The organism is Bradyrhizobium sp. USDA 10063, from assembly GCF_054063735.1.
In genome coordinates this window covers 3,363,997-3,380,079 of sequence record NZ_JBSSGP010000002.1, presented here as the reverse complement: position 1 = coordinate 3,380,079, position 16,083 = coordinate 3,363,997, and the positions used below count along the sequence as shown (strand labels likewise).

Here is a 16,083-nt window from a genome sequence, read left to right as displayed (position 1 = left end):
GTGAGGAAGCTGCGCTAGACTAACCCGGCATCGCGCGCATCCGCGGCGCATCGGGCGGCGCGATGCCGAGCATGGCGCGGCGGTCGGCGACGGCGTGGTGGAGCTGGTCGAGCGCGAGCCCGATCGCGGAGAGGTCGCCTTCCTCGATCGCGCCGTCGTCGTAGCAGTCGAGCGCCTCGCGCAGCACGCCGTCGGCCTCGCTCTGCATCGCAGCCAGCGCGTCCGGCGTCTCCGCCTGCCGCACCCTGGCGATCAATTCGAGCAGGCTGTCGCGGTGGTCCAGATAGCGGTCGCGCTCGTCGCGGCGCCACGCATGCCGCAGCCAGGCGCCGACCGATCCCAGGCCCGACAGGCCCAGGATCGCGAACCAGATATAGTCGCTGTATTTATCCATGAAGGTGCGCTCGGTGCCGTCGATATAGGCGGCTGCGCCCGGATGCGCCGGCAGTGCCGCGTCCTTGTCGGTGTCGGGTTTCTCGATGTTCGCCGCCGCCGGCACGTCGCGCGCAAGCTCCTGGCGCACATTGAAGAGCTGGCGGACGAAACTCCCGATCGCAGTGTCCGAGAACGAATGCAGCGCGACGATGAGATGGTCGACGCTGACGGTCTCGACCTTGTCGTCGGGCCAGGCCGGCGAGGATGAAAAGATGCTGCCCGCGATCTCGGCCGATTCATAGAGCGGATGCTTTGCGGCGATCGCCTCGGAGACGTCGATCGGCAGGAATTTCGGCTCGCCGCGTGCGGCGGCCGTCGCGGCGATCGCGCCCGCGGTGATCTTGCTGTCGAGCGGACCGACCGCCATGTAGGCGTCGAGCGTCATATCGCGCGCCATTTCGGCGGTCTGGTTGATGGCGAATTGCGTCACCGCGACCTTGTCGGGGTTGACGCCGGACTCGCTCAGGATCACGCGCAGCAACGTGACGTTGGCGTCTGTCCGCCCGATGACGCCGATGCGATGGCCGTCGAGATCGTCGATGCTCTTGATCTTTGGCGTCGGCGCTCGCCTCGATCCCTTCGCGCGCAGGCCGGAAGGCGCCCACAGCACCACGACATTCTTGCGCAGGATCGCGACCGCATCGGCGTTGGCGGGCAGGTTGAGGTCAGCGCGCGCCACCGCCATGTCTGCTTTCGAACTCGTCAATGCCGCAATGCTTTCAGCGGCGTTTTCCGTCACCACCGGTGACAGGCGCACCGGGCTTTGATCGCGGGCAAAGGTCTGCGCCAGCGCCTGGATCAGCTTCTGGTCCTCGCTGCCGGGAGGGGCGACCGCGATCGTCAGCGTCACGGGCCGCAGGAAATAATAGAGCGTGCCGGCGGCGACGCCGAACAGGAAGAGGCCGGCCGCGAGGATCAGCAGCGAGTAGTTTTTTCGCTTCCGCCGCGGCCGCTTTGGAGCCTGATCTTCGCTCGTCTCTGACATCGTTCTGTCATGTTAGCCGAAAAAGCAGGGGGAGCTGCCCGAAAACCTTCCTTACATATCGATGACGTCATACGCCTGAAATATCTATGTCAGAACTTCTGGCCCGAAGAATCATTAACGCTTCGGGTTTTCGAGATGCGGATCTTAGTTGCAACCGACGCCTGGCATCCGCAGGTCAATGGCGTGGTGCGCACGCTGACATCGCTGCAGCGTAGCGCGGCGGCGCTCGGCGCCGAGATCACTTTCCTGACACCGGAAGGGTTTCCTTCCCTGGGCGTGCCGACCTATCCCGGCCTGCGCATGGCGCTGCCGAACCGGCGCGAGATCGCGCGGCGGATCGAGGCGGCGGAGCCGGAGGCGATCCATATCGCGACCGAAGGCCCGATCGGCTGGGCGGTGCGCGGCTGTTGCCTGCGCCGCAAGCTCGCTTTCACGACCTCCTACACGACGCGCTTTCCGGAATACGTCTCGGTCCGCACGGGGCTTCCGGCCAGCGTCGGCTACTGGATCCTGCGCCGCTTCCATGCCGCCGGTGCCATGACGATGGTCGCGACACCCTCGCCTCCGCCAGGAACTGGCCGAACGCGGCTTTCGCAAGCTCGGCTTCTGGACGCGCGGCGTCGATACCGAACTGTTCAATCCCGATCATCCGGCCAAGCTGGATCTGCCGCGGCCGATCTTCATGGCCATGGGCCGCGTGGCGGTGGAGAAGAACCTCGAAGCGTTCCTGTCGCTGGATCTGCCGGGCACCAAGGTCGTGATCGGTGACGGGCCGCAGAAGGCGGAGCTCGAGCGGAAATATCCAAGCGCCGCCTTTCTCGGCGAGAAGACCGGGCAGGACCTCACCTCGCATCTGGCTGCTGCCGACGTGTTCGTGTTCCCGAGTCTCACCGACACGTTTGGCGTGGTTCAGCTCGAAGCGTTGGCCTGCGGCACGCCGGTTGCAGCGTTTCCGGTCACTGGTCCGAAAGACGTGATATCGGATCATCCGATCGGCGCGATCGATGACGATTTGCGCAGCGCCTGCCTGCGCGCGCTCACGATGTCGCGCCAGGACTGCCGGAACTTCGCGCTGCAGCGTTCCTGGGAGAACAGTGCACGGCAATTCATCGGCAATCTCTCCGCGCTGCAGCCGAGCCGGGCGCTGCGCCCGGCGCGCCGCGTCGCCGGCCAGAGCGCGGTGCAGGGTTAATCTTCAAGACGAGAAGGCAAGCTAACGATGGCAGAAATCATCAAACTCGACGGAAGCAGCCAGTTGGATTTCGATCGCGAGACGGTCGAGCAGGCTTATGACCGCTGGGCTCCGGTCTACGACCTCGTGTTCGGCGGCGTGTTCAGGAAGGGCCGGGCTGCGGCGATCCAGGCCACCAACAAGATCGGCGGCCGTGTGCTCGAGGTCGGCGTCGGCACCGGCATCTCGCTGCCGCTCTATGCCCCGCATGTCCGCATCTTCGGCACCGATATTTCGGAAGCGATGCTGGAGAAGGCGAAGAAGCGCGTCGCCGAACTCGGGCTGAAGAATGTCGAGGGGCTCGCGGTGATGGACGCCGAGAAGCTCGAATTCCCCGACAACTCGTTCGACGTGGTGATGGCGCAATATGTCGTCACCGCCGTGCCTAACCCGGAAGCTGCGCTCGATGAATTCGCGCGCGTGCTGCGCCCGGGCGGTGAGCTCATCATCCTGACCCGCGTCAGTGCCGATGCCGGCATGCGCCGCTTCATCGAGCAGAAGCTGCAGCCGGTCGTGCGTCCGCTCGGCTTCCGCACCGCCGAGTTCGCCTGGTCGCGCTACACCAAGTGGCTTGCCGGCGCCAACGGCATCGAGCTGGCGGAGCGTCGCCTGATCCCGCCGCTCGGCCATTTCTCGCTGGTCCGCTTCCGCAAGGCCGAGGTGGCCAAGGCCGCGTAGGTCTTGTCTCGCCCCTCATGGTGAGGAGGCGCGCAGCGCCGTCTCCGGACGAAGCTTCGCTTCGCCTGGAGAACCATGAGGCCTCGCCGCCGGCCTCATCCTTCGAGACGCGCGTTCCGCGCTCCTCAGGATGAGGGGAGACAGTCAGTCCTTGATGAGGGGAGACGGTCTCCCATTGCGTCACCGCGTCGCTGCACACCGTCATATGTCATTATGATGATGTCACACGCCGTACATCGAATCTCTGTAAGCACGTCCCGAAATCCTCGTGGGGGAAAGAATGATCAAGAATTTTCTGCAGGAACTGCGTACCCAGCGCTGGGACGACCACCGCTTCTATCATCACAGCCGGATCAATCAGAGCCTGCACTTCGTCAGCGCCCTGAGCTTCCTGTTCGCCTATGTGATGCTGTTCTTCGATCCGGCGATCTCGGCGCTGGTCGGCTGGCTGGTTTCGATGACCTCGCGTCAGGCCGGTCACTTCTTCTTCGAGCCGCGCGGTTACGACCACATCAACCAAGCCACGCATGAGCACAAGGAAGAGATCAAGGTCGGCTACAACCTGCAGCGCAAGGTCGTGCTGATGGCGATCTGGGCCTTGTCGCCGCTGGTGCTCCTCGCCGATCCGACCCTGTTCGGCCTGTTCGCGCCGTGGGAGACGCTGGCCGACTTCACCCGTCAGGTCGCCAAGATCTGGCTCGCGGTCGGCATCGGCGGGCTGCTGTTCCGCACCGTGCACCTGTTCTTCATCCGCGACGTCGAGACCGGCCTGGTCTGGATGACCAAGATCATCACCGATCCCTTCCACGACCTGAAGCTCTATCACAAGGCGCCGCTGGCGCTGCTCAAGGGTGAGCTGATCGATCCGGGCCTGCACCTCGCCGGCGAGCTGGAAGAGAAGCACGCCTGAGCTCGTGCCAGCAGATCGACTTCGCTGTGTTCACTTGCGTCATGCCCGGGCTCGTCCCGGGCATCCTCGTCTCAGGCTCGGTTATTGTCTCAGCCCCCGTCATTCCGGGGCGCGCGGAGCGCGAGCCCGGAATCCATCGGGCCGCGGTGACGGTGGCGAAATGGATTCCGGGCTCGATGCTTTCGCATCGCCCCGGAATGACGGAGAGAGGGTTGAGTGGGAAACGAGAGCGCCTAGCGCCTGAACTTCCCGGCGAGCATCTCCTTCAGGATCTGCCGCTTGATGTCCTTGTTGGTGACCCCGGGCTTCTGCCACCACCAGCCGTCACGCTTCATCTTCTCGCCGGCGGCTATGACGCGATCGGCGACCTCGGCGAAATCGGCGTCGCTGGTGTTCAGGCCGAAGATCAGGCGCCCGGTGCCGACCCAGCTCAGCGCCAGCCCTTCGGCGCGCAGATAGTATTGCAGCATCCAGTTGTAGCGGGACGGCTCGGTATAATGGACGGTCCATATCGACGAGAGATTGGCGACGCGGACCGGAAGTCCCGCGGTGGTCAGCCGGTCGTTGAGCTGCTTGGCGCGCCCGTTCCAGGTCTCGTCCAGCCCGTTATAGACCGAGCGGAAATTCGGGCTGGCGAGCCGGCTCAGGAACTCGTCCATCGCCGTCATCACGTAAGGGTGCGAATTGAAGGTGCCGCGAGCGAAGCAGATGTCGGCGGGCCGATCATCACGGAAGCGCCGCATCAGGTCCTTGCGGCCGCAGACCACGCCGACCGGCAGGCCGCCAGCGAGGCTCTTGCCGTAGGTGACCATGTCGGCGCGCACGCCGAAATATTCCTGGGCGCCGCCGGCGGCGATGCGGAAGCCGACGAACACCTCGTCGAAGATCAGCACGATGCCGCGCTCGGTGCACACCTCGCGCAGCTTCTTCAACCATTCGGTATAGGCGGCGCGATCGAACTTGGCGCCGCGGGAACTGTCGACCAGCGCGGAATCGCCGGGCGCGTTGGCATTCGGATGCAGCGCCTGCAGCGGATTGACCAGCACGCAGGCGATGTCGCGCCGCGTGCGCAACACGTGCAAGGTCTTTTCCGACATGTCGGCCAGCGTGTAGGTCTCGTGCGGCGAAACGGGATTGCCGACGCCGGGCTGCACGTCGCCCCACCAGCCGTGATAGGCGCCGGCGAAGCGGACGAGATGCGTGCGGCGGGTGTGGTAGCGCGCCAGCCGCACCGCCTGCATCACCGCTTCGGTGCCGGACATATGGAACGAGACTTCGTCGAGGCCCGAGATCTCGCAGAGCCGCTTGACGTTGTCGATGATGACAGGGTGGTACGGGCCGAGCACGGGACCCAGGGCATGCGCGCGTTTCTCACCGTCGGCGATGCACTCCTTGTAGAAGTCGTTGCCGAAGATGTTGACGCCGTAGGAGCCGGTGAGGTCGTAGAACACGTTGCCATCGACGTCGGTGACGGTGACGCCCGAGGACGACTGCATGAACGCGCTGATGTTGAGATGCTCGCGCACCAGCCGGCTGAACTGGAACGGCACGCGGTAGCTCTCGGTGAATTGCAGGTCGGAGATGTGCTGCGCGGCCTCCGCCGTCATCTGCCGGCCCTTGGCATAGTGCTGGGCGTAGAAGCCGGCGAGGCGGAAGAAGCCGTCCTGCCGCTGCATCGCGATCTCGCGCGGCGCGCCGTCGACGGCGAAGAACTTGTCGATATCGAATTCGTAGTGGGGCACCAGCCGCGCGACCATCTTGGACATCTTGGAATGTCCGGTCAGCGAGCGATGCTTGGCGCGCGACAGCGCCAGGCGGGCCCCAATCTTGGGGAAAGCTGCGGCGGCGCCGGCAATCGCGGCGGCGGACAGCGAGAGAATCGGAAGGGACGTATCCATGCCAGAAGCGCTAACGTCGGCAGCTAACAGATTCATGACAGTCCGCGGCCTGATTTCGTCGATAACCCAGCAGGAGGACCTGAATTTCCTGCTCACCAACCGCATCCCCCGGGCGGCCGTGACCCGCTTCATGGGCTGGTTCTCCAAGATCGAGAACCCCCTGGTGCGCAACCTCTCGATCGCCTGCTGGCGGCTGTTCTCCGACCTTGACCTGTCGGAGGCCAAAAAGACCGAATTCAAGAGCCTGCACGACTGTTTCACGCGAGAGCTCCGCCCCGGGCTGCGCCCGTTCGATCCCGATCCCGCGGTCATCGCCAGCCCGTCGGACGCGATCATCGGGGCGCATGGGCGGATCGAGGACACGAAGCTGTTTCAGATCAAGGGTGCGCCCTATGCGCTCCTCGACCTGCTCGGTGATCCCGCTCTGGTCGAGCAGCACCGCAACGGCCGCTTCGTCACCTTGCGGCTGACCTCGAGCATGTATCACCGGTTCCATGCGCCCGCGGACTGCCGGATCGAGAACGTCGCCTTCATCCATGGTGACGTCTGGAACGTCAATCCGATCGCGCTGAAGCGGGTCGAGCGCCTGTTCTGCAAGAACGAGCGCGCGGTGCTGGAGGCGCGTCTTTCCACCGGCGAGCCGCTGACCTTGGTGCCGGTCGCCGCGATCCTGGTCGCGAGCATCCGGCTGCATTTCCTTGATCGCACACTGAATGCGCAGACCAGGGGCCCGGTCACGTTCCCCTGCGACGCCGGCGCGCATAAGGGCGATGAGCTCGGCTGGTTCGAGCACGGCTCCACCATCATCGTGCTCGCCCCCGATCATTTCGAGTTTTGTGAAAATGTTGCCGACGGCACCCGCATCCGCGCCGGCGAGCCGCTGCTGAGAAAGCCTTCGGCGTAGCCTCGCTATCTCCCCTCATGGTGAGGAGCGCGTAGCGCGTCTCGAACCATGAGGCCCCGTCTGTGGCCTCATCCCTCGAGACGCGCTTCGCGCTCCTCGGGATGAGGGCAGAGAGGCTCGCCCGTCACGAAAACCGCAGTTGAAACAGCCATCGCTCCAATCTCGATTTTGCCGCCAGAAGCCCCTATATCGTCCCGATACGATTCGGCATTCGAGCAATTCGAGAACATACATGGCGCGGACGCCTGTTCTGGCGGCGGGAGGCATTGTGCTGCGGCGGCGAGCGACGCCGCTGATCGCGGTCGTGCGCCTGCGCAAGCGGAACGAATGGGTGCTGCCCAAAGGCAAGCTCGACGACGGCGAGACGCCGCGCGCGGCCGCCGAGCGCGAGGTGCTGGAAGAGACCGGGCACGAGGTGTCCGTGCACGAATTCCTGGGCACGCTCGTCTATGACTCCGGCGGTCGCTACAAGGTCGTGCACTACTGGCGCATGGAAGCGGGCGACGAGCCGGCCTACGAATTGATGTACGACATCAAGGCCGTCGACTGGCTGCCGCTCGAGGATGCGCTCGAACGGCTGTCGCGCGACCATGAGCGTGCGTTCCTCGAGAATGTCGGTCCGATCGCACTGAAGGCCGCAGCCCTCAGCGGAGCCACGCGGCGGAAAGCGGCCAAGCCGGCCGCGCGGCGGCCCCGTCGTGTGGTCACGCCGCCGCCTTTGGTCAACGAACCGGCGACCGTGCCCCCCGAGCCCGCGCATCTCGATGCGCCGATCGCGCAGGAGGAGCCGCTCTCTACCACCGAGGCGGTGGAGCCCGCGATGTCAGCTCCTGCGCCGGAGAGCGAGATCCCGCCGCCGTTTGCACCTGATGTCGAACCTGTCGTCATCGACGCCCACCGTCCGCGCAGGAATTTCATCGACCGCGTCAGGGACTGGCTGCGCCGCGCGGCCTGAGCCGGCGCGAACCGCTCAATCGCCGCGCCGCTCTCGCCTGCCGTCCCTCAATGGAAATTGCCGTCGCGGTTGCACCGTCGGGCGGTTCAGCAATCCGGGCCGTTGCAGGCCGGGGGCAGCTTGCCTCAATCCACCTTGCCGCGGTTGTCGCTCGCGGATGGACGGCGGTTGCCCAGCTCGCTGCGGCGCGCGTGACGGCTCTGCGCCTTGCCGCGGCACGCCTTGCTGTCCGGCACGTGGCAGCGGCGTACCGCCGGGTTGTCCGGGCAGTGTGTGCTGGTCGGCGCGCGACGGCCGCGCCTGCTGCGGCGAGCCCGGTCGCTGCTGCAAGCCCTGCCGGCCAGGCCCGCCGGGCTGCTGACCCGGCAACATATTCTGCCGCTGCGGACCCGGTCGGAACGGCTGGCCGCGATTCGGGTAGGGCACGCCGGGATTGGCGCGGCGGAACGCGCGCTGCTCATTGACGAGCTGCCGGCCGAAATTCTGCGTGCTGTGGAGCTGGCGGACGAAGCCGCGGTCGCGCTGGATCTGCAGCGCGGACATCGTCAGCGGCACGGCGGTGAAGCGCGCGCCACCGGCGCCGCCGGGCCGGATCGTGAAGCCGCTGGCGCCGCGCGTCAGCGTGCCGAGCTGCACACCGCCGCGGTCGTTGATCTCGATCCTGCCAACGCGGCCGTCAGCGTCCGGATAGAGCTTGATAGCGACGTTGTTCGACGTCGCCGTCGCGCCCTCGGGCACCTCGACCAGACCGGTGGTGCCGCGAATGCCGAGCGTTGCAGTCGGCGTCGCGATCCGCATGTCGCCGCTCTTGGCGACGCCGGCCGCGACGAAGGCAAGCGTGCCCTTGGCGACGTCGAACAGCGCGGCGTTGCCTTTGCCGCTTTCGTCATAGACATAGTTGTCGATCGTGATCCTGGCGCTCGCCGACAGCTTGAACGTCGTGGCATCGTTGAAGGTGATGCCGAGCGTCGACTTGGCCTGCGTCTCCACGATGTCGCCGGCAAAGATGTCGTCCCTGATCTGCAGCGCCGTTGTCGCGTTATTACGCGTGACGCTGGCGCTGCCGGTGAGATCGGCGACATTGCCGATCGGCTCTGCGGCGGGCCGCTGCGCATTTGCTGCCGGCGATGCGGGAGCCTGCGTGGCGGGTGCGGCCGGAGTTTGGGCAGGAACCGGCAGAGGCTGCGCCTGTGCGAGCCGCATCGCGTCGGCTGCGGCCGGTGAGTTGGCCAGGCCGCTCAACAAAAAGCCGATCGCAAACAGGAGCGCGAAGGAAAGGCGGCGCCGCGTCACAAGAGATTCCCGGAGAGACCACAGGCGAGGGCCGCGATATCAACTGCTCCGGGCTGAACGCCGCATGAATGGGCGCGCCATCTCTCAGCCGTCATTCCGAGGTGCGCGAAGCGCGAACCCGGAATCCATTTCTCCGCTGGCAGTTGTGGCGCAATAGATTCTCTGATGTAGGCTTCCGTTATCAGTGTCACAGAGCCGCCCGCGCTCTCGCTGCACACGCCATTCGTATCCACCCTGCGTTACCGCCGTCGCGGATTTCATTACCGACAATTCATGTTCGGCATGCCCAACGCATGGCAGGCCACACGTCTCGCCATCTTCCGTCCGGTCGCGCCTGTGGCAAGATGTGACAGAGATTCCAAGGTGTGCTGCCTCGCCGCGTGCCGAACCAGCGACAGCGCATAACAATAACCAAGCAAGTGCCCGATCCCGATCTTTCCCAGACACTGACCTTCCGCTGCCCCGCGGAATTGGAGGGCGTGCTGCCGCCGCCAATCAGAGCCGGCCTTGGGGTGCCGGACTGGCTGAAGACGATGCCGGCGCAGGCCTTCAACGCGATCAACCTGCGCGAAGAAAACACCGTCAAGCGCTGCCCGCCCTTTGTCGATGCCATGACTTCCGGCTTCCTGATCCCGCTGATGTGCGATCTCAAATTCGAGAACGGCGAGATCACCTGGGACAACGAGTTGCCGGCGGGCGGTTCAGCCAGCTTCACGCGTTCGCCGATCGGATTTCATGATGCAAGCCAGGTGACCGGCACGCCGTTGTTCGAGGCCGATCGCTTCCTGATCAAATTCCACAATCTCTGGACTATCGAAGCGCCCGAGGGCTATGCGGTGCTGTTCACGCATCCGATCAATCGCCCCGACCTGCCGTTCACCACGCTGACGGGCCTCGTCGATTGCGACCGCTATCACGACAACTGGATTCACTTTCCCGCCTACTGGCACGATGTGAATTTCTGCGGCGTGCTGCCGAGGGGCACGCCGATTGCGCAATGCATTCCGGTGAAGCGCGAGAACTGGACGCTGCGAACCGCGCCGTTCACATCAGAGGAGACGCAGCGGGCGCACGATCTCACCACCAGCATCGAGCGCGAACCGGGCTTCTACCGCCGTCAGTTTCGCGTGTGAGCCTGATTTGCTACTTTGCTACCGCGTAAAGCTCTTCCACCTATCTAGGGCGTAGATATCGCCTTCTGAGGGCCAAGCGGAAATATTACGATCACTCTGAGCATTACCGCTCGTGACCCATCTCGGATATCGGTTGCCGATGGCAGATAGCCTGCCGTTGAGGCTAAGGTCCTCACGTCCGGACGTGTCGCGCCGGAGCGCCAGGCGGAGGGGAACAGCATGGCCGCGCGTGGATCGGGTGGACTGCTCCTTTGCATGGGTCTCCTTGCGATGCCGACGCTGTCCGCCATGCCGACCGACCGGGAAACTTCGTCACGAGCCACTACAAGCCTGCCAGCAACTTGCGAGCGTCCACGAGATCGCGCGTTTCCAAGCCCTCGCTGAACCAGCTGTAGATCGGCCCGAGAGCGTCGCGCGCCTGCTGTCGCATGCCGCGTGCGGCGTGGAGTCTTGCGCGCGCAAAGCTTGCGCGCAGACCGGGGAGCTTTGCTCCCTGGGCAGCGGCGATTTCAATCGCAGCCGCGAACTCCGCGTCCGCTTGATTTTCGGCCTCCTGCCCGGCTGCTAGCAACAGCAATTCACCGCGCTCCCGGTGAAGCTCGACGTCGCACCAGCTCTCGAGACTTGCTTCCGCAATTGCGACTGCTTCGTCGATGAGCCGAAGCCCGGCCATGGCGTTTCCAGCTTTGCGATGAAGCGCGGCGAGCAGGCCCAGGTGGTGCGGAATGCGTAGTCCCGCACTGGTTCGCCGGAAATCCTCAAGCCCGGCATCAAAGTCCGCAAGACCTTCGTCAAGCCGGCCGGATTCAGCGATCGACCAGGCGCGAACGAGACTGGCCCATGCGCCATAGTAGTCGAAGCCGTGCTCGGCGCAAATGTCGCGTGACTCTGCAGCGGCTTTCAGTGCGGCATCGGGCTCTCGCCGGAATTGATACAGCATCGCCATATAGTTGAGCGCGAGCGCGATGCTGAACGGATGTGAAATCTCGCGTGCAACGGCGAGCCCTTCCTCGGCAATCTTAAGGCTACGAATGGGATAGCCGAGATGCCAGTCGCAATGGCTCATGTAGGCACGGCAGAATACGCCCATGTCGACTCCGTAAACCTCGGAATAGTAACGGCCGTGATATTCGCCGGCTTGTGCGCTTCTCTGGAGCCGATCGCGCGAGAATTGAAACTGGCCGAGGTGGAACGAGAGCACTCCCGCAAGATGATCGGCTTCGGCCTGACGCACGGGATCACCGCTTCGTTTCGCCAGCTCCTCCGTCTCCTCGACAAGTTTTGTGACCTCGCGCAGATTGGCGCGCACGTGATAGACGTGGCCGAGCCCCTTCAACGCGGCGGAGAGATCACCTTCGCTCTGCAGCTCGCGGCTGAGCTCCTGCGCGCGCTGGAACGCCGCTTCTGCCTCGCGTGAAGCAAATCCTTTGGTTGCAATCAGCGGGCCGCCAAGTCCAAGCTGCAGGGCAAGCTCGAAGCGCGAGCGTGATGCTCCTGCAGGAAGTGCTTGGGCGCACTCGAGCCCGATCTCAAATGGGCAATGGCCTCCATGTTCGCCGATCGGGCGGCTGCAAGACGGCCGGCCTTCAGCCAGTATGGAATGGCCTTCTCTGCCAATCCCGCCTCGCTGAAATGACGGGCGACGAGCTCCGGCTGCGCTTCGACAAGTTGCGGAAACAGCGCTTCGATCGATGCGGCAATTCGCGCGTGCAGCTCCTGCCGGCGCCGCTTGAGCAGGCTTTCGTAGGCGGCATCGCGGACCAAGGCGTGCTTGAAGACATAGGTAGCTGCAGGCGCAAGGCCCCGCCGGAAAACGAGCTCTGCCGCTACCAGGCGGTCAAGCGCCGCGGCGAGCTCCACCTCTGGCATCGACACGACCGCGGCAAGCAACTCGTGATCGAACTCACGGCCGATACAGGCTCCGATCTGGGCGACCTCCTTGACGGGAGCAAGACGGTCAAGTCGCGCCATCAACGAATCGTGCAGCGTCGCCGGGATCGCCAAGAACGGGATTGCTCCGGCGAGCACGTAGCGGGCGCCGGTGTAGTGGAGGATCCCAGCTTCGAGAACGGCCTTCGTGAGCTCCTCGGTGAAGAGCGGCACACCCTCGGTTCGCGCCAGGATCTGGTCGAGGACCTCGGCGGGAAGCGCTTTACCTTCGGTGATCCGGTCGACGAGTACGACCGATTGCGCCCGTGGCAGGCGGTTCAGCATCAGCAACGTGACGTGCGGAAATCCGGTCCATGGCGGTGGGAGTTCCGGGCGGAATGTGGCGACGACCAGCACTGGCAGGTCCTGAAGACGATCGACGATCTGGTCGAACAGCTCGCGCGAGGTCGGATCGAGCCAGTGCGCGTCTTCAAGCACCATCAGCGCCGGGCCACGAGCGGCAAGTCGATCGAGCCGGGCCAGGAACGTGCGGAACAGGAGCGCCTTCCTTTGCTGCGGCGACATCTCTGGCTGGATGCTCGGCCTCGCAGTTGCAATGCCAAGCAGATCGGCAAAAGGCTGGATTGCATCGCAAGACAGCCCCTCGCCGTTTTCGCCAAGGAGTATTTCGAGACGCTTGAGCCGCTTTTCCGCGGCGTCATCAGGTGCGAACTGCGCCTGCCGCTCGAGCTGCGAGATGAAGGGAAAGAGCGGGCTGTTCAAGTGATGCGGCGAGCAGGCGTAGCTAACGAGCGTGATTGGCTCGTCCTTTAGCCGCTCGCGCAGCCCCAGCACCAATCGTGATTTTCCGATTCCTGGCTCGCCAAAGATCAGGACAACCTGTCCAGCCCGTTCTTTTGCAAGCCGCCAGCGCGAGAGCATCAAATCGAGCTCCTCGCCGCGCCCGACGAGTGGCGTGACGTGAGCGCCATGCAAGGCCTCGAACCTGCTCTCGGCCCTGCCTTCGCCGATGACCTGCCACGCTTGCACCGGCTCTGCAAAGCCCTTGAGCTGAAGCGAACCGAGCCCAACAAACTCGAACAGATCGCCGACCAGGCGGCGCGTGCTGTCGGCGATCACGACCGTACCGGGCTCCGCAACCTGTTGCAGTCGGGCAGCGAGATTAGGTGTCTCCCCGGTCACTGCTTCCTCCTTCGCGGCACCTTCCCCGAGCAGATCGCCCACCACCACAAGCCCGGTGGCGATGCCGACGCGTGCGGCCAGCAGGCCTCCTGCGCCCGACGACATGCGGCTGACCGCGGTTGCGACGGCAAGTCCCGCCCGGACGGCTTGCTCTGCCGCATCTTCGCTTGCACGAGGCCAGCCGAAATAGGCCTGCACGCCGTCTCCCAGAAACTTCGCGACGTGGCCCTCCCGTCGCGCAATCTCTCCCGCTACCGTATTCGAGTAGGCCCGCATGACCTCGCGCAATTCCTCGGGATCGAGACGGCGGCTGAGGTCAGTCGAGCCGACGAGGTCGACGAACATGAGCGTGAGATGACGGCGCTCGACCGACGCGGGGGGCCGAGCCGCCGCCAGGTCCACTGGTAGCAGCCGGATTGCATCGAGAAGCTTGCGCCGGTGACCGACGGCCAGGACTCCGATCTCCTTGAGATCTTCAACTGTCAGGTGGGGCAGGATCTCAAGGTCAATTCCGTTGTCGCGGAACGTCTGCTCATAGGACTGCAAGCCCAGGCTGCGCAGCCATTCTCCAATGTCCAACTTCTTCTCCGTAGCCCCCTCAATTACGGATCCCTTCCTCTATCTCTTGTCAGGCGGCCGGTCGCTGTGCGGCGGATGGCCTGACGTTCTGGTTGAGCCGGAACAAGTTGCCGGGATCGTACTTGGCCTTCAGCGCCGCTAGACGAGCATAGTTCGGGCCGTAGGCGCCGGCCACGCGATCGGTCTCGTCCTCCGGCATGAAGTTGACGTAGAGGCCTCCGGTTGCCTAGGGCGCCCGCCCTGCAGCGAGGCCAGCCGGATCTCCGTCATGGCATCTCCTCCCGTGGCTAGCGGTCAGATTTCGGCAGTCAGCTCTCATGCTCTTTGACAGATCAGCAGAAAGGGCGGCCGCCGCCCACAGCACTTGCAACCGGAGAGGCGCTCCCCGTTGCACGCCGTTCGACATCATGAACGGCGGGTTTCCGCCTAGAAGTTAGTCCTCCGGCAGAATGAATGGTTCAGCGACAGAATGTCTCGCCGTTGCGAGGCGTCTACAAACCCGCGCGAAGCTTTTCCGTCACCCGATCTGCAGGGGCCTAACCAAGAACGCCGCTCGCACCTTGCGATTGCGAGGTCAAAGCGAGCGAACTACCGATAGAGTTATTCCGTCGAGATCTCGCGAGCCATTCTGCCGCGGTACTGGAGTCTGCTCGGCGTTGGACTTGTCAACGCACGATCAATCTGCTCAGTATGGCCGAAATTGTGCTGCGCAACAGGCGCTGGCACCAGAGTCGACATGCAAGCGAGGAAACAAGAAAATGCTCAAAATAGCGAGGGTCATCGCCGTGGCCCTGCCGATGCTCAGTGGTACTGCCTACGCGCAGGAGACCGTCAAGATCGGCTATATCGATCCACTGTCCGGAGGTGGCGCCAGTGTCGGCGAAGGCGGATTGAAGACGTTCCAGTATCTGGCCGATGAGCTGAACGCCAAGGGCGGTATTCTCGGCCGTAAAGTCGAGATCATACCACTCGACAACAAGACCAATCCGCAGGAAAGCCTCATCCAGGCGCAGAAGGCGATCGACGCAGGCGCCCATTACATCACGCAGGGCAACGGCTCCTCGGTCGGCGCAGCGCTCGAGGATTTCGTTACCAAGCACAACACGCGCAACCCCGGCAAGGAAGTGCTCTACTTCAACTACGCCGCGGTCGATCCGAGCATGACCAACGAGAAGTGCAGCTTCTGGCACTTCCGATGGGATGCCAACTCAGACATCAAGATGGAAGCGCTGACCAGCTACATGAAGGGCAATGCGGCCATCAAGAAAGTCTACCTGATCAACCAGGACTATTCGTTCGGCCAGTCGGTGCGGACCCAGGCGCGCAAGATGCTCGGAGAGAAGCGGCCCGACATCCAGATCGTCGGCGACGAGCTGCACCCGCTGCTCAAGATCACCGACTTCTCGCCCTATATCGCCAAGATCAAGGCCTCAGGCGCCGACAGCGTGGTGACCGGCAATTGGGGACAGGATTTCGCGCTGCTGCTCAAGGCGGCCGCCGATGCCGGGCTCAAGGTCAACTGGTACACCTATTATGCCGGCGGCGCCGGCGGTCCGACCGCAATCAAGCAGACCGGTCTGGATCACCAGGTGTTCCAGATCAGCGAAGGCATCCCGAACTCGGACAATCCGGCGGCGATGGAATTCGAGAAGGCGTTCCGCGCCAAGGTCGGCCTGTCGCTCTGGTATCCGCGCGCGGTGAACGAGATGCGCATGTTCAAGGCCGCAGCCGAAAAAGCCAACTCGCTCGATCCGGTGAAGGTCGCCGCCGCGCTCGAGGACCTGAAGTTCGACGTCCTCGACGGCGGCAGCGGCGTGATGCGCAAGGACGACCATCAGTTCTTCCAGCCGATCTACATCTCCTCGTTCGGCAGCCGCAGCGAGAAGGAGCCGTTCGACGAGGAGAACACCGGCTGGGGCTGGCGTCTGGTGGCGAAGATCGACACGCCGCAGACCATGCTGCCGACCACCTGCAAGATGACGCGGCCATGATGCGCGCGGCGTCCCGTTC

12 protein-coding genes and 2 pseudogenes are annotated in these 16,083 nt (G+C 64.2%); 8 read left to right on the top strand and 6 right to left on the bottom strand.

Translation table 11 applies throughout. The annotated features are described in order from the left end of the window. Positions 1 to 19: 19 nt before the first annotated feature. A complete protein-coding gene (locus ACVJGD_RS18345; protein WP_456635663.1) occupies positions 20 to 1,420 on the bottom strand; it encodes a TAXI family TRAP transporter solute-binding subunit in 1,401 nt (466 codons plus the stop codon). A 135-nt stretch (positions 1,421 to 1,555) separates the two neighbouring features. Between ACVJGD_RS18345 and ACVJGD_RS18340 the strand changes: the two are divergent. The 3 genes and pseudogenes from ACVJGD_RS18340 to ACVJGD_RS18330 all read left to right on the top strand — a co-directional run bounded on the left by ACVJGD_RS18340 (position 1,556) and on the right by ACVJGD_RS18330 (position 4,239). Continuing rightward, a pseudogene (locus ACVJGD_RS18340) lies at positions 1,556 to 2,612 on the top strand (glycosyltransferase family 4 protein). 27 nt (positions 2,613 to 2,639) lie between these two features. Continuing rightward, positions 2,640 to 3,329 carry a methyltransferase domain-containing protein gene (locus ACVJGD_RS18335; protein ID WP_456635662.1) on the top strand — a complete coding sequence of 230 codons (690 nt, stop codon included), beginning with the start codon at positions 2,640 to 2,642 and terminating at the stop codon, positions 3,327 to 3,329. Positions 3,330 to 3,609: 280 nt separating this feature from the next. Further along, positions 3,610 to 4,239, top strand: coding sequence for a hypothetical protein (locus ACVJGD_RS18330; protein WP_456635661.1), 630 nt, complete (start codon positions 3,610 to 3,612; stop codon positions 4,237 to 4,239). A gap of 233 nt (positions 4,240 to 4,472) precedes the next feature. Here the strand turns inward: ACVJGD_RS18330 and ACVJGD_RS18325 are convergent, their stop codons facing one another. After that, entirely contained in the window at positions 4,473 to 6,137 is a 1,665-nt protein-coding gene (locus ACVJGD_RS18325; protein WP_456635660.1) for an aminotransferase class III-fold pyridoxal phosphate-dependent enzyme, read from the bottom strand. A gap of 34 nt (positions 6,138 to 6,171) precedes the next feature. Between ACVJGD_RS18325 and asd the strand changes: the two genes are divergently transcribed. Together asd and ACVJGD_RS18315 are read left to right on the top strand one after the other, a co-directional pair. After that, positions 6,172 to 7,041 carry an archaetidylserine decarboxylase gene (asd, locus tag ACVJGD_RS18320; RefSeq protein ID WP_456635659.1) on the top strand — a complete coding sequence of 290 codons (870 nt, stop codon included), beginning with the start codon at positions 6,172 to 6,174 and terminating at the stop codon, positions 7,039 to 7,041. Positions 7,042 to 7,273: 232 nt separating this feature from the next. After that, positions 7,274 to 7,996, top strand: coding sequence for an NUDIX domain-containing protein (locus ACVJGD_RS18315; protein ID WP_456635658.1), 723 nt, complete (start codon positions 7,274 to 7,276; stop codon positions 7,994 to 7,996). A 15-nt stretch (positions 7,997 to 8,011) separates the two neighbouring features. Here ACVJGD_RS18315 and ACVJGD_RS18310 read toward each other — a convergent pair whose 3' ends face one another. After that, the gene (locus ACVJGD_RS18310; RefSeq protein ID WP_456635657.1) at positions 8,012 to 9,289 is read right to left on the bottom strand and encodes a FecR domain-containing protein; all 1,278 of its coding nucleotides are present in this window, start codon (positions 9,287 to 9,289) and stop codon (positions 8,012 to 8,014) included. Positions 9,290 to 9,708: 419 nt separating this feature from the next. Between ACVJGD_RS18310 and ACVJGD_RS18305 the strand changes: the two genes are divergently transcribed. Continuing rightward, positions 9,709 to 10,422, top strand: coding sequence for a hypothetical protein (locus tag ACVJGD_RS18305; RefSeq protein WP_456640285.1), 714 nt, complete (start codon positions 9,709 to 9,711; stop codon positions 10,420 to 10,422). Between the two features lie 322 nt (positions 10,423 to 10,744). On the opposite strand, the gene ACVJGD_RS18300 is transcribed toward ACVJGD_RS18305, so the two are convergent. After that, positions 10,745 to 11,512 carry a hypothetical protein gene (locus ACVJGD_RS18300; protein WP_456635656.1) on the bottom strand — a complete coding sequence of 256 codons (768 nt, stop codon included), beginning with the start codon at positions 11,510 to 11,512 and terminating at the stop codon, positions 10,745 to 10,747. Between the two features lie 33 nt (positions 11,513 to 11,545). Here ACVJGD_RS18300 and ACVJGD_RS18295 point away from each other — a divergent pair, with 33 nt between their 5' ends. Next, positions 11,546 to 11,839 (top strand): hypothetical protein, encoded by a 294-nt coding sequence (locus ACVJGD_RS18295; RefSeq protein ID WP_456635655.1) that lies wholly within the window; start codon positions 11,546 to 11,548, stop codon positions 11,837 to 11,839. A 20-nt stretch (positions 11,840 to 11,859) separates the two neighbouring features. On the opposite strand, the gene ACVJGD_RS18290 is transcribed toward ACVJGD_RS18295, so the two are convergent. Then, positions 11,860 to 14,073, bottom strand: coding sequence for an AAA family ATPase (locus tag ACVJGD_RS18290; protein WP_456635654.1), 2,214 nt, complete (start codon positions 14,071 to 14,073; stop codon positions 11,860 to 11,862). 49 nt (positions 14,074 to 14,122) lie between these two features. Continuing rightward, a pseudogene (locus ACVJGD_RS18285) lies at positions 14,123 to 14,299 on the bottom strand (BBE domain-containing protein); the annotation flags it as partial. A gap of 532 nt (positions 14,300 to 14,831) precedes the next feature. Here ACVJGD_RS18285 and ACVJGD_RS18280 point away from each other — a divergent pair. Then, on the top strand, positions 14,832 to 16,064 hold the full coding sequence (locus ACVJGD_RS18280; protein ID WP_456635653.1) for a branched-chain amino acid ABC transporter substrate-binding protein: 1,233 nt from the start codon (positions 14,832 to 14,834) through the stop codon (positions 16,062 to 16,064). Positions 16,065 to 16,083 lie beyond the last annotated feature (19 nt).